We start from the raw sequence: 12,950 nt of genomic DNA on the forward strand, positions 1-12,950 counted from the left end.
TGCATGCACGAAGCGAAAGAAGAAAAAGAAGCCCGCGCGAACGGCGGGCCGGGATGGCGCGATCGACGTGACGAAACGCGGCGCTCAGACCGCCGCTTCGTTTTCCTCGCCGGTGCGGATACGGATCACGCGCTCGACATCGGCGACGAAGATCTTGCCGTCGCCGATCTTGCCGGTGCGCGCAGCGCCGATGATTGCGTCGATGACCTGATCTGTTTGATCGTTTGCGACGACGACTTCGATCTTCACCTTCGGCAGAAAATCGACGACATACTCTGCACCACGATAAAGCTCGGTGTGCCCTTTCTGGCGGCCAAAGCCCTTCACTTCCGTGACCGTGAGGCCCGTGAGACCCACTTCGGCGAGCGCTTCGCGGACTTCGTCGAGCTTGAACGGTTTGATGATGGCGGTGATGCGTTTCATGGCGTGCCTCGCGTAAAGATCGATTCAAGGGGTTCGAAAAAAACGTCGTGCCCCGCGTGGGGCAGATGGTTTCGATTCTAGCCGCGTTTCATCGAGCAAGCCGTCCGGAAAATCGCGAGGTGGCCATGTAATGACGGAATTTCGCGCGCCATCACTCTTTCGCAGGAACGCGTTCGAGGTCCTTGAGCCATACCGTTGCCTGTGCGTCGCTCGGCGCACGCCAGTCGCCGCGCGGAGAAAGCGAGCCGCCCGAGCCGACCTTCGGCGCGTTCGGTATGCATGACCGCTTGAACTGGCTCGTGCGGAAGAACCGCTCGAGAAATATCCGCAGATTCTTGCGGATCTCGCCGAGGTCGTACTGATTCCGCGCGACTGTCGGACCTTCCGGCCACGCGCCCGCATCGCGGTTGCGCCATGCATGCAGCGCGAGGAACGCGACCTTCGTTGGTGCAAATCCGAAGCGCAACGTGTAGTAGAGGTTGAAGTCCTGCAGTTCGTACGGACCGATGACGCTCTCCGTCTTCTGCTCGACCACGCCGCTCGTCTTGCCGGGAATGAGTTCCGGACTGATGTCGGTGCTCAGGATGTTTTCGAGCACATCGGTTCCGGCGCCGCCGATCTGCCCCGACTCCGCGACCCAGCGCACCAGATGCGTGATCAAGGTCTTCGGCACGCTCGCGTTGACGTTGTAGTGGGACATGTGATCGCCCACGCCGTAGGTGCACCAGCCGAGTGCGAGCTCGCTCAGGTCGCCCGTGCCGATGACGATCGCGTTGTTCAGATTCGCGAGCCTGAACAGATGGCTCGTGCGCTCGCCGGCCTGAACGTTTTCATACGTGATGTCGTACTGCTCTGCGCCCGAACTGTGCGGATGGCCGATGTCCGAGAGCATCTGCACGCAACTCGGCCGGATGTCGATCTCGCTTGCCGTGCAGCCGACGACTTCCATCAGCTCGCGCGCCTGCCGCAGCGTGCGATCGCTCGTTGCGAAGCCCGGCATCGTGTAGGCGAGGATATTGGCGCGCGGCAAGCCGAGACGGTCCATCGCCTTCGCGCACACGAGCAGTGCATGCGTCGAGTCGAGCCCGCCCGAAATGCCGATGACGACCTTCGACATGCCCGACGACTGAAGCCGCTGCAACAGCGCCTGCACCTGAATGTTGTACACCTCGTTGCATCGCTCGTCGCGGCGCGCGGCGTCGGCGGGTACGTAGGGAAAGCGCGCGACGCGACGTTCGAGCGGCAGCTTCTCGTCGGCCGGCACCGCCAGCGGAAATTCGACGACATCGAACTGTTCGACTTCGTGTGCGTGCCGGTGCGTCGAGCGACCGAACGTGGTTTGTCTCATGCGTTCGCGCGAAAGCCGTTCGAGATCGACATCCGCGAAGATCAGATGTGACTGATCCGAGAAGCGCTCGGACTCCGCGAGCAGTTCGCCGTTCTCGTAGATGAGGCCCTGCCCGTCCCAGGCCAGATCGGTGGACGATTCGCCATTGCCCGCCGAGGTGTACAGATACGCCGCGACGCAACGCGCGGACTGCTGCCCGACGAGCTGATGCCGATACGCCGACTTGCCCACGACGATATTCGACGCCGACAGATTCACGAGCACGGTGGCGCCGGCGAGCGCCGCGAACGACGACGGCGGAATCGGCACCCACACGTCCTCGCAAATCTCGACGTGAAATCTGAAGAGCGGAAGATCCTTGATCTGAAACAGCAGCGATGCGCCGAACGGCACGTCCTGACCGCAGAGCGTGAGCGTGTTCGTCGCCGCGGCATCGGCGGGGCTGAACTGACGCGCCTCGTAAAACTCGCCGTAGTTCGGCAGATAACTCTTCGGCACGACGCCGCGAATGAATCCGTCGGCGATGACGATCGCGCAATTGAAGAGCTTGTGCTCCGCCTTGATCGGCGCGCCGACGATCATCGCGATATTCAGTCCCTTCGACGCGTCCAGAATGCTTTGCAGTGCGTCTTCGCAGGCATCGAGCAACGCGCGCTGATGGAAGAGATCGTCGCACGTGTAGGCGGAAATGCCGAGCTCGGGAAACGCGACGAGCACCGCGCCGCGCGCGGCGGCCTCTCTCGCCAGCTCGATCGTCTGCGCCGCATTGAACGCCGGATCGGCCACTTTGCAGGCCGGAACGCCGACCGCGACGCGCGCGAAGTCGTGGCTGTACAGGTTGAAGAAGTTTCTGTTCATGGTCGACATGGATGTGCGCGTATTGCAACGAAAGGTCTCGTCGATTATCGCATCACGTCTTCTTCCTGAACGGCGTATGCGCTTCGAGTTCCTCGATATGCTGATCCATTGCCTGCGTCTCGGCATCGAGAAACTCGGCGATCGCGTGCGCGAAACGCTGGTCGGCGATCCAGTGAGCGGACCATGTCGGCGTCGGCAGGAGACCGCGCGACATCTTGTGCACGCCCTGCGCGCCGCCCTCGAAGCGCGCGAGCCCGTGCTCGATGCAATACGCGATGCCCTGCATGTAGCACGTCTCGAAGTGCAGCCCCGAGATGAATTCGCGGGTGCCCCAGTAACGGCCGTACATCGTGTCGCCGCCGATCATGTTGAGCGCGCACGCGAGCCGCTCGCCGTCTGCTTCGGCGATCACGAGCAGCATGCTGTCGGGCGCGCTGGCGTGAATCTGGCCGAAGAATTCGCGCGACAGATAAGGCGCGTTCCAGTGCTCGCGATACGTGTTGTCGTAGCAATCGTAGAAGAAGTCGAGCGCGCTTTCGTCGATCTGCGCGCCGCGCAGCCACGTGTACGTCACGCCCGCTTGCGTCACGCGCCGGCGGTCCTGCTTCACTTTCTTGCGCTTGTCGTGGCTCATCGTCGCGAGAAAGGCGTCGAAGTTCGCGAAGCCGTCGCCGGGCAGGTTTTCCCAGTGAAACTGCACGCCTTCGCGCAGCATGTAGCCCGCGTCGGTCAGCGCCTCGACGTCCTGCGCGTGCGGAAACAGCACATGCAGCGACGACAGTTCGAGACGCCGCGTCAATTCGATGGCGCCACGCGCGAGCAACACGCGATCCTCGTGATGCGCGGCGATGAGGCGCGGCCCCGTCACCGGCGAAAACGGCACGGCGGACAGCGCCTTCGGGTAATAGCGCAAGCCGTGGCGCTCGAAGGCGTCGGCCCAGGCGTGATCGAACACATACTCGCCGCGCGAATGCGATTTCAGATAGAGCGGCATTGCGCCGGCGAATTCGCCGCCGCGTTTCAATATCAGATGATGCGCGCGCCAGCCGGTGCGCTTGACGGCGCAGCCCGTTTCCTGCAACGCCGAGAGAAACGCGTGACGCACGAACGGGTTATCGCCGGCGAGCCGGTTCCAGTCGTCGGCCGGAATTTCGTCCAGCGCATCGACTACATGAATTTCGACCTCGCGATTCAACAGGCTACCTCGCTGAAATATCGATGAGCGCGAGCCGTGCAAAAGCGGCGCCCGAAAGCGGCTATTCTCGCGCAAGTCGAAGCAGCACGCCGAAGCGGACAAAAGCGCCCCGGCGCGGTGCTTTCGGCGATAATGCGCGGCAAATCATTCATCGAGCGCCGGCCCAACGCAATGCCGTGGTTCCTCTATCTGATCGAATGCGCCGACGGCAGCCTCTATACGGGGATCGCGACGGACGTCGAAGCGCGCTTCTGCGCGCATGCGAGCGGCAAGGGCGCGCGCTATACGCGTGCAAGGAAACCTCTCCGTGTGCTGGCGTCGTTCGAATTGGCAGGGAGATCGGAGGCGTTGCGCGCCGAATATCGTGTGAAGCGTCTGAGCGTGCAGCAGAAGCGCGCGTTGATCGCGGGAGAGCGGACGCTCGAATCGTTGCTGCCCCAGACCGAAGCAAGCGAAGAAGAATAAGAAACGCCGCCGCGTTTCGGCAACGCGGCGGCGTTTCGTCAAAAAGCGCGCTTACTTCTTGAAGTTCGCGACGCCTTCAGAGATTTCCTTGTGCGCGGCGTCGATGCCCGCCCAGCCTTCGACCTTCACCCACTTGCCCTTTTCGAGCGCCTTGTAGTTCTCGAAGAAGTGCTTGATCTGGTCCTTCAGGTATTCGGGCACGTCGTCGATCGACTTGATGTTCGCCGTCATCGGGCAGATCTTGTCGTGCGGCACCGCGACGAGCTTCGCATCCACGCCGGATTCATCGGTCATCTGCAGCATGCCGAGCGCACGCGCGCGCACGACCGAACCTGCGAGCAGCGGAAACGGCGTGATGACGAGCACGTCGACCGGGTCGCCGTCACCGGAGAGCGTTTGCGGAATGAAGCCATAGTTGGCCGGATAGCGCATGCCGGTGCCGATGAAGCGGTCGACGACGAGCAGGCCCATGTCCTTGTCCGCTTCGTATTTGACCGGATCGCTTTGCGCGGGAATCTCGATGATGACGTTGAAATCCTGGGGGAGATCACGGCCGGGAGGTACGTTGTTGAAGCTCATGAGCACTCTCTGGAGAAGTTGAGGTCGGAGATGGAATCGCACGGGCGGACGGTCCTTGGACGAACCGCGCAACCCTCGCGCGTGTGGATGCTTGATTGCGTCATTATAGCCAATCGGTTTGCGCGTCCTTTGCACGCACGGCGCGCGCCGGGCGTTGGCGCGATAATCGGATTCAGCATCGAATTCCAGCAGCAGAAACCCGATTTCAGGAGACGTGCATGGAAGACGCGAAGCATTTCATCAACAACCGATGGGTCGCGCCATCGGGCAGGGAGACGATCCCCGTCGTCGATCCGTCGGACGGGCAGATCTTCGCGCAGATCGCGCGCGGCTCGGCGGCCGACATCGACCTCGCCGTCGCCGCCGCCCGCGCCGCGTTCGAAGGCGACTGGGGCGCGATGAGCGCCGCCGAGCGCGGACGCATCCTCGCGCGCCTGTCGATGCTGATTGGCGCGTGCCACGAGGAAATCGCGCAGATCGAGGCGCGCGACACCGGCAAGCCGCTCAGACAGGCGCGCGCCGACGCCACCGGCATCGCGCGCTACTTCGAGTTCTACGCGGGCGCCGCCGACAAGCTGCACGGCGAAACCCTGCCCTATCAATCCGGCTATACCGTGCTCACGATCCGCGAGCCGCACGGCGTGACGGGCCATATCGTGCCGTGGAACTATCCGCTGCAGATTTTCGGGCGCAGCGTCGGCGCCGCGCTCGCAACCGGCAATGCGTGTGTCGCGAAGCCGGCCGAAGACGCGTGCCTGTCGCTGTTGCGCATCGCCGAACTGGCGGCGGAAGCGGGCCTGCCCGACGGCGCGCTCAATATCGTCACCGGCTACGGGCACGAAGCGGGAGCGGCGCTCGCGCGGCATCCGGGCATCGACCACATCTCGTTTACGGGTTCGCCCGCAACGGGCGCGGCCGTCACCAAGATGGCCGCCGATAACCACGTCCCCGTGACACTCGAACTGGGCGGCAAGTCGCCGCAGATCGTGTTCGCCGATGCCGATTTCGACGCCGCGCTGCCCGTGCTCGTCGCCGCGATCGTGCAGAACGCGGGGCAGACATGCTCGGCGGGCAGCCGCGTGCTGATCGAACGCGCGGCCTACGAGCCGCTGCTCGAGCGGCTGTCGCAGGCGTTCGCGGCGCTGAAGGTCGGTCCGAGCAAGCTCGATCTCGACTGCGGCCCGCTCATCAGCGCGAAGCAGCAGCAGCGCGTGTGGGACTTTCTATCCGATGCGCAGCACGACGGCATCCCGATGGCCGCGCACGGCGAAGTCGTCGGCGATGCGCCCGAAGCGGGCTTCTATCAGGCGCCCACGTTGCTGCGCGACGTCCCGCCGACGCACCGTCTCGCGCGCGAGGAAGTGTTCGGCCCGGTGCTCGCCGCGATGCCCTTCGACGACGAAGCCGATGCGCTGAAACTCGCCAATGGCACCGACTACGGCCTCGTAGCCGGAATCTGGACACGCGACGGCGCGCGGCAGATGCGCCTCGCGCGCCGCGTGCGCTCGGGGCAGGTGTTCATCAACAACTACGGCGCGGGCGGCGGCATCGAATTGCCGTTCGGCGGCGTGAAGCATTCCGGGCATGGACGCGAGAAAGGTTTCGAAGCGCTGTACGGCTTCACGACGCTGAAGACCATCGCCATCAAACATGGGTAAATAACGGAGACAGGCATGCGACTGCAAGGCAAAACCGTGATCGTGACGGGCGGCGGCTCGGGCTTCGGCGAAGGCATCGCGAAGACCTTCGCGCGCGAGGGGGCGAACGTCGTCGTCAACGATCTCAACGGCCCGGCGGCCGAACGTGTGGCGAGCGAAATCGCGCTCGGGTCGTCGCCGGAAGTGAAGCACGGCCGCGCGATCGCCGTGGCGGGCGACGTCACCCGGCGCGGCGACTGGCAAACGCTCTTCGACGCGGCCATCCAGGACTTCGGCAGCGTGCAGGTCGTCGTCAACAACGCGGGCACGACGCATCGCAACAAGCCCGTACTCGACGTGACCGAAGCCGAATTCGACCGCGTCTATGCGGTGAACGTGAAGAGCATCTACTGGAGCGTCGAGCAGTTCGTGCCGTACTTCCGCGAGCAGGGCGGCGGCGCGTTCATCAATATCGCGTCGACGGCGGGCGTGCGGCCGCGCCCGGGACTCGTCTGGTACAACGGCAGCAAGGCGGCGGTGATCATCGCGAGCAAGGCGCTCGCGGTGGAGCTGGGCCCGGATCGCATCCGCGTGAACTGCATCAATCCGGTGATGGGCGAAACCGCCCTGCTCTCCGAGTTCATGGGCATGGAAGACACGCCCGAGAACCGCCGCAAGTTCCTCGCGACGATCCCGCTCGGCCGCTTCTCGACGCCGCAGGACATCGCCAACGCGGCGCTCTACCTCGCCTCCGACGACGCCGAGTTCATCACGGGCGTCGCCCTCGAAGTGGACGGCGGCCGCTGCGTCTGAGCGATGCGCGCACGCCGCGCGACGATGCGGCGTGCGCCCGGACATCCGTGCTTTCCCTAGCAATAACAAGCGTTTGGCGTGAATGTCGACGGGCTAGAATCCTTACGCGTCTGTAATCGCGAGCGGGCCCATCCGCTCGACGTCGAACGCTAAAAAACTAGAGGAGACGAGCAACATGGCCAGCACCGCCAACCCCATGCCCCGCCCCGGCGCGGGTGCGCCATCGGCCTTCGAGGAGGCCACGTATCGCAAGGTCGCGTGGCGGCTCTCGCCGCTTTTGCTGATCTGCTACGTGGTCGCGTATCTGGACCGCGTGAATGTCGGCTTCGCGAAACTGCAGATGGCCGCAGACCTGCAGCTCTCGGACGCCGTGTACGGCTTCGGCGCCGGCATCTTCTTCTTCGGCTACTTCATCTTCGAGATACCGAGCAACGTGATCCTGCATCGCGTGGGTGCGCGGGTGTGGATCGCGCGGATCATGATTTCGTGGGGCATCATTTCCGCGCTCACGATGTTCATCACGACGCCGATGATGTTCTACGTGATGCGCTTCCTGCTCGGCGCGGCGGAAGCGGGCTTCTTCCCCGGCATCATTCTTTATCTGACGTACTGGTTTCCGGCGCGCAGGCGCGGGCGCATGACGACGCTTTTCATGACGGCCATCGCGTTGTCCGGTCTGATCGGCGGTCCGATCAGCGGCTGGATCATGAAGAGTTTCGACGGCGTGCATGGCTGGCACGGCTGGCAATGGCTGCTCTTGCTCGAAGGCATCCCGTCGGTCGTGGTCGGTTTCGTCGTGCTCGCGATGCTCGACGACCGCATCGCGAAAGCGAAGTGGCTCACGCAGGAAGAACGCGAACTGCTCGAGCGCAATATCGCGGCGGATAACGTCGAGAAGGAAGATCTGCCGCTCGGCAAGATCCTGTCGAGCCCGAAAGTCTGGCTGATGAGCCTCATCTACTTCTCGTTCGTGATGGGTCTTTACGGCGTGAGCTTCTGGCTGCCGACGATCATCAAGTCGATGGGCGTCTCCGATGCATTGCAGGTCGGCCTGCTGTCCGCGATTCCGTATGGCGCGGCGGTGATCGGCATGCTGTACGCGGCGCGCAGCGCGGACCGGACCGGCGAGCGCCGCTGGCATATCGCGATTCCGGCGTTCATCGGCGCGATCGGGCTGGTGCTGTCGGTGGTGTGGGCGTCGAACACGACGCTCGCGATGATCGGCCTCACGCTTGCGACGATGGGCATTCTCACTACGTTGCCTTTGTTCTGGAGTCTGCCGACGGCGTTTCTCGCTGGGACGGGCGCGGCGGCGGGGATTGCGATGATCAATTCTTTGGGTAACCTGGCCGGGTTTTTGAGTCCCTATCTCGTCGGGTGGCTCAAGCAGGTGACCGCTTCTACTGCGAGCGGCATGTATATGCTTGCGGGGTTTCTCGTGCTTGGCGCGGTGCTCGCGTTGAGCGTGCCGGCGCGAATGGTTAATCGGTAGGGTTTTTTTGATTGGGGCTTTGTGCTATTAGCTTTCGTGGAATCCTGATTTCGCGTCGGTCTATTAGCACTGCCCCTGTGCGGGGCTGCAGTCACTTTCTTTGCTGCTGCAAAGAAAGCAGCTCGTTTAGGCCCGCGGCCACACGCAGTTTGACCATGCTTGCCAACCGCGAGTGGCACCCGCCTAAGTATCGCCCTTGTAGGCCCAACCAAGCTTGGCTCGCGCACGGTCTGCCACCTCGCGCCGCTTGCTTCACTGGTTCAGCGCCAAATGGCTCCGGCCCGCTTCGCGGCCGACGGGTCAATCGGTCGGCGTGCAGCCCCCTCAGTTGTACACATCCCAGCTTCCGAATAACTCACTAGCACGGCTTGGTGACGCGCTGCCATTCGAGTATCAGCCGGATTCATTGGTTGACAATGCGACCGAATTGGCCGCGCGTGGAGTCAGCGAGGCAGAAGAGGCTGTGGAAGAATGCCAAGTCGCCCGAGTGACGTTTCAAGATTCACGCACTTACCTACTATGTAAGCAACGAGCTTTTGAAAACTTCGAGCGATGCCGAGGGTATTGAGATGAAAGACCGCCGCCGAGCCTGTTCATCGAGACGCCGTGCAATCAGCCATTGCAGAGCGAGCGGCCGCAGGATTCGTTTTCAACGTGCCTCCTGATCGCGCCGATCAATGCGGCGAACCAGTGACGAACGAACACGCACGACTTATCGGATGTATGGCAATTCTTAGTCAGGCGCAAGCGCATCCAGAACTTCGCTCTCGTTTGCAAATCACTACTGCAAACTCGATGAATTGGGAACCGATCGAACGTCCCGATCAATAGCAGGGAGACATGGTTGGCACATGTGCGAAGAAAGCGACAGCCGCCCCGGGGGAGGCAGTGCCAATAGACCGACACGATAACGGGTTCGCGCAATAAGCAAAAACAAAGCGCACCCGCACCGCAACGATGCACGCAACCTCCGACGTGCACCAAAACCCCGCCCCACAACATGACCACGCAGCAGTAAAACCTTCCACGAACCACCCGCAAACCCAAGCGATCCGGGCATTCCACCCTCATTGGCATAACCCTTGCAGAACGATGCGAGCAATCGTCATTGCTCAAACAAACACATCGGCAAGGGGAACATTCATCATGAAACGACGCAGTCTGCTGAAGTTCGGCTCCATGTCGGGGGCGCTCGCCCTCGCGGGTCAGCTTCCGTTCACGAAGGCCCAGGCCGCCGATACGGGTCCGATCAAGGTCGGCGTCCTGCATTCGCTGTCGGGCACGATGGCGATCTCCGAGACGTCGCTGAAGGACACGGCGCTCATGACCATCGCCGATATCAACAAGAGCGGCGGCGTCATGGGCCGACAGCTCGAACCCGTCGTCGTCGATCCGGCTTCGAACTGGCCGCTCTTCGCCGAGAAAGCGCGTCAGCTTCTCACGCAGGACAAGTGCGCCGTCGTGTTCGGCTGCTGGACGTCCGTCTCGCGCAAGTCCGTGCTGCCGGTCTTCGAGGAACTCAACGGCCTGCTGTTCTACCCCGTGCAGTACGAAGGCGAAGAGATGTCGCGCAACGTGTTCTATACGGGCGCGGCGCCGAATCAGCAGGCAATCCCCGCCGTCGAATATCTGATGGGTCCGGAAGGCGGCAGCGCCAAGCGCTTCTTCCTGCTCGGCACCGACTACGTGTATCCGCGCACGACCAACAAGATCCTGCGCGCGTTCCTACATTCCAAGGGCGTCAAGGATGCGGACATACAAGAGGTCTACACACCATTCGGACATAGCGACTATCAAACCATCGTCGCGAACATCAAGACCTTTGCCCAAGGGGGAAAGACAACTGTCATCTCTACGATCAACGGCGATTCCAACGTACCGTTCTACAAGGAGCTCGGCAACCAGGGCCTGAAAGCGACCGACGTGCCCGTCGTCGCATTCTCGGTCGGTGAAGAAGAATTGCGCGGCATCGATACGAAGCCGCTCGTCGGCCATCTCGCCGCATGGAACTACTTCATGTCGGTAAAGAACACGAACAACTCGAAGTTCGAGAAGCAATTCTTCGAGTACGTGAAAGCGCAAAACCTGCCGGGCGGCGACAAGCGCGTGACGAACGACCCGATGGAAGCGACCTTTGTCGGCATCCACATGTGGAAGCAGGCCGTCGAAAAAGCCAAGAGCGCCGACGTCGACAAGGTGCGCACCGCGATGATCGGCCAGACCTTCGCCGCACCCTCGGGATTCACGCTGTCGATGGACGGCAATCACCATCTGCACAAGCCGGTGATGATCGGCGAAATTCGCGGCGACGGGCAGTTCAACGTCGTGTGGAAGACGAAGACGGCGGTGCGCGCGCAGCCGTGGAGTCCGTATATCGCTGGCAATCAGGGCAAGCCGGATATCGTCAGCTCCATTCCCGCGTTCCTGCGCCGTCAGCGCGTGCGTGTCGCGTGATGCCGTGATGGTTTGAAGCAGTGAGGCCGCGCGCGCCTTCCTGATTCGCGCGGCCGTCCATGTCTCATCAGAAAGGCCATCATGACCGGTTCCTTCATGCGCGTATTGCTCGCGCTCTTCATCGCGATCGCGCCGTTCAGCGCCCGCGCACTCACCAGCGACGACCTCGCCCCGCTCGCCGGCGACGACTTCGAAGCCAGATCCGCCGCCATCGACAAGCTCATCGCCAACGCCGATTCGCCATCGGTCGCCGTGCTGACCGCGCTGTCCGATGGCTCGCTCGTCGCGACCGACAACGGCCACGTCTACATTCAGACCGACGACGGCACGAAGGACCCGATCACCGGCAAGACCGTCGAAGCACCCGATGCGCAGCAGATCACGTTGAGCAACATCCTGCGCACGAAGGTCGCCGGCGCGTTATCGGGCCTGCAGCTCGCCTCCGCCGATACCGCCAAACGCCGCGAAGCGATCGCAGCGCTCCTCAAGAACCCCGACGCCTCGATGAAGCCGTTGATCGACCGCGCGCGCGCCATCGAGAAAGATCCCGAACTGAAGAAGCGCCTCGACACGCTCTGGGCGATGACCGCCCTTCACGATCCCGACGTCGGCAAGCGCCTTGAAGCGGCGCAACTCGTCGCGGCGCGGCACGATCTGGACATGTACGAGCTGCTGCGGCCCATCGTCGCGAAGAAAGCCGACGGCTCCTTCGACGAACCCGATGAACGCGTGCGCAACGCGGCGCAGGAAGGCCTCTACGCGCTCGATTCGATTCAGCGCCGCAGCGAGATCTTCGGCACGATCTTCGCGGGCCTCTCGCTCGGCAGCGTGCTGTTGCTCGCGGCGCTCGGCCTCGCGATCACGTATGGCCTGATCGGCGTCATCAACATGGCGCACGGCGAGTTCCTGATGATCGGCGCGTACGCGACATATGTCGTGCAGAACCTCGTGCAGCATTACGCGCCCGCCGCGTTCAACTGGTATCCGCTGTTCGCGGTGCCCGCATCGTTCATCGCGGCGGCGCTGGTCGGCATCGTGCTGGAAAGGCTCGTGCTCAAACATCTTTATGGACGTCCGCTCGAAACACTGCTGACGACCTTCGGCATCAGCCTGATCCTGATTCAGGCGACGCGCACGCTCTTCGGCGCGCAGAACGTGCAGGTGACGAATCCTTCGTGGATGAGCGGCGGCGTCACGGTGATGCAGAACCTCATCCTGCCGTACAACCGTCTGACGATCCTCGCGTTCTCGCTCGCGGTGGTCGCGATCGCGTGGGGCGTGCTCACGAAGACGCGTCTTGGCCTCTTCGTGCGCGCGGTGACGCAGAACCGCCGCATGGCCGCGTGCGTCGGCGTGAAGACCGCGCGCGTCGATTCGTATGCGTTTGCGTTCGGTGCGGGCATCGCAGGACTCGGCGGCTGCGCGCTCTCGCAGATCGGCAACGTCGGGCCGGATCTCGGCCAGAGCTACATCATCGATTCGTTCATGGCGGTGGTGCTCGGCGGCGTCGGCCAGCTTGCGGGCACGGTGATCGGCGGCTTCGGGCTCGGGCTCGTGAGCAAGGCCGTCGAGCCGTTCTGGGGCGCGGTGCTCGCGAAGATCGCGGTGCTCGTGCTCATCGTGTTGTTCATTCAGAAGCGTCCGCAGGGCATGTTCGCCCTGAAGGGCCGCAGCGCGGAGGCCTGA

Annotated in this window: 10 protein-coding genes; 6 read left to right on the forward strand and 4 right to left on the reverse strand. The window is 63.0% G+C overall.

Annotated elements, in window-relative coordinates:
- Positions 1-84: 84 nt before the first annotated feature.
- From glnK to NCS58_RS10890, 3 genes are all read right to left on the reverse strand, one after another.
- Positions 85-423 (reverse strand): P-II family nitrogen regulator, encoded by a 339-nt coding sequence (gene glnK, locus NCS58_RS10880; RefSeq protein WP_008342452.1) that lies wholly within the window; start codon positions 421-423, stop codon positions 85-87.
- Positions 424-574: 151 nt separating this feature from the next.
- Positions 575-2,629: an NAD(+) synthase gene (locus NCS58_RS10885; protein WP_250538451.1), complete on the reverse strand. Its 2,055-nt coding sequence runs from the start codon at positions 2,627-2,629 to the stop codon at positions 575-577.
- A gap of 52 nt (positions 2,630-2,681) precedes the next feature.
- Entirely contained in the window at positions 2,682-3,824 is a 1,143-nt protein-coding gene (locus tag NCS58_RS10890; protein WP_250538413.1) for a GNAT family N-acetyltransferase, read from the reverse strand.
- 171 nt (positions 3,825-3,995) lie between these two features.
- On the opposite strand from NCS58_RS10890, the gene NCS58_RS10895 reads away from it, so the two are divergent.
- The gene (locus tag NCS58_RS10895) at positions 3,996-4,289 is read left to right on the forward strand and encodes a GIY-YIG nuclease family protein (RefSeq protein WP_061121178.1); all 294 of its coding nucleotides are present in this window, start codon (positions 3,996-3,998) and stop codon (positions 4,287-4,289) included.
- Positions 4,290-4,340: 51 nt separating this feature from the next.
- Here the strand turns inward: NCS58_RS10895 and ppa are convergent, their stop codons facing one another.
- Positions 4,341-4,868, reverse strand: coding sequence for an inorganic diphosphatase (ppa, locus tag NCS58_RS10900; protein ID WP_061121142.1), 528 nt, complete (start codon positions 4,866-4,868; stop codon positions 4,341-4,343).
- 218 nt (positions 4,869-5,086) lie between these two features.
- On the opposite strand from ppa, the gene NCS58_RS10905 reads away from it, so the two are divergent.
- The 5 genes from NCS58_RS10905 to urtB all read left to right on the forward strand — a co-directional run bounded on the left by NCS58_RS10905 (position 5,087) and on the right by urtB (position 12,950).
- Positions 5,087-6,526 carry an aldehyde dehydrogenase family protein gene (locus NCS58_RS10905; RefSeq protein WP_061121141.1) on the forward strand — a complete coding sequence of 480 codons (1,440 nt, stop codon included), beginning with the start codon at positions 5,087-5,089 and terminating at the stop codon, positions 6,524-6,526.
- A gap of 15 nt (positions 6,527-6,541) precedes the next feature.
- Positions 6,542-7,318, forward strand: a complete 777-nt coding sequence (locus NCS58_RS10910; RefSeq protein WP_250538414.1) for an SDR family oxidoreductase — start codon at positions 6,542-6,544, stop codon at positions 7,316-7,318.
- Between the two features lie 175 nt (positions 7,319-7,493).
- Positions 7,494-8,810 carry an MFS transporter gene (locus NCS58_RS10915; protein ID WP_250538415.1) on the forward strand — a complete coding sequence of 439 codons (1,317 nt, stop codon included), beginning with the start codon at positions 7,494-7,496 and terminating at the stop codon, positions 8,808-8,810.
- Positions 8,811-9,956: 1,146 nt separating this feature from the next.
- Positions 9,957-11,264 (forward strand): urea ABC transporter substrate-binding protein, encoded by a 1,308-nt coding sequence (gene urtA, locus NCS58_RS10920; RefSeq protein ID WP_250476941.1) that lies wholly within the window; start codon positions 9,957-9,959, stop codon positions 11,262-11,264.
- Between the two features lie 81 nt (positions 11,265-11,345).
- A complete protein-coding gene (gene urtB, locus NCS58_RS10925) occupies positions 11,346-12,950 on the forward strand; it encodes an urea ABC transporter permease subunit UrtB (RefSeq protein WP_250538416.1) in 1,605 nt (534 codons plus the stop codon).

The organism is Caballeronia sp. INML3B, from assembly GCF_023631305.1.
In the GTDB taxonomy this organism is placed as follows: Bacteria; Pseudomonadota; Gammaproteobacteria; order Burkholderiales; family Burkholderiaceae; genus Caballeronia; species Caballeronia turbans.

Coding starts and splice junctions, on each gene's coding strand:
- glnK (WP_008342452.1), bottom strand. CDS start 423: ATGAAACGCATCACCGCCATCATCAAACCGTTCAAGCTCGACGAAGTC.
- NCS58_RS10885 (WP_250538451.1), bottom strand. CDS start 2,629: ATGAACAGAAACTTCTTCAACCTGTACAGCCACGACTTCGCGCGCGTC.
- NCS58_RS10895 (WP_061121178.1), top strand. CDS start 3,996: ATGCCGTGGTTCCTCTATCTGATCGAATGCGCCGACGGCAGCCTCTAT.
- ppa (WP_061121142.1), bottom strand. CDS start 4,868: ATGAGCTTCAACAACGTACCTCCCGGCCGTGATCTCCCCCAGGATTTC.
- NCS58_RS10905 (WP_061121141.1), top strand. CDS start 5,087: ATGGAAGACGCGAAGCATTTCATCAACAACCGATGGGTCGCGCCATCG.
- NCS58_RS10910 (WP_250538414.1), top strand. CDS start 6,542: ATGCGACTGCAAGGCAAAACCGTGATCGTGACGGGCGGCGGCTCGGGC.
- NCS58_RS10915 (WP_250538415.1), top strand. CDS start 7,494: ATGGCCAGCACCGCCAACCCCATGCCCCGCCCCGGCGCGGGTGCGCCA.
- urtA (WP_250476941.1), top strand. CDS start 9,957: ATGAAACGACGCAGTCTGCTGAAGTTCGGCTCCATGTCGGGGGCGCTC.
- urtB (WP_250538416.1), top strand. CDS start 11,346: ATGACCGGTTCCTTCATGCGCGTATTGCTCGCGCTCTTCATCGCGATC.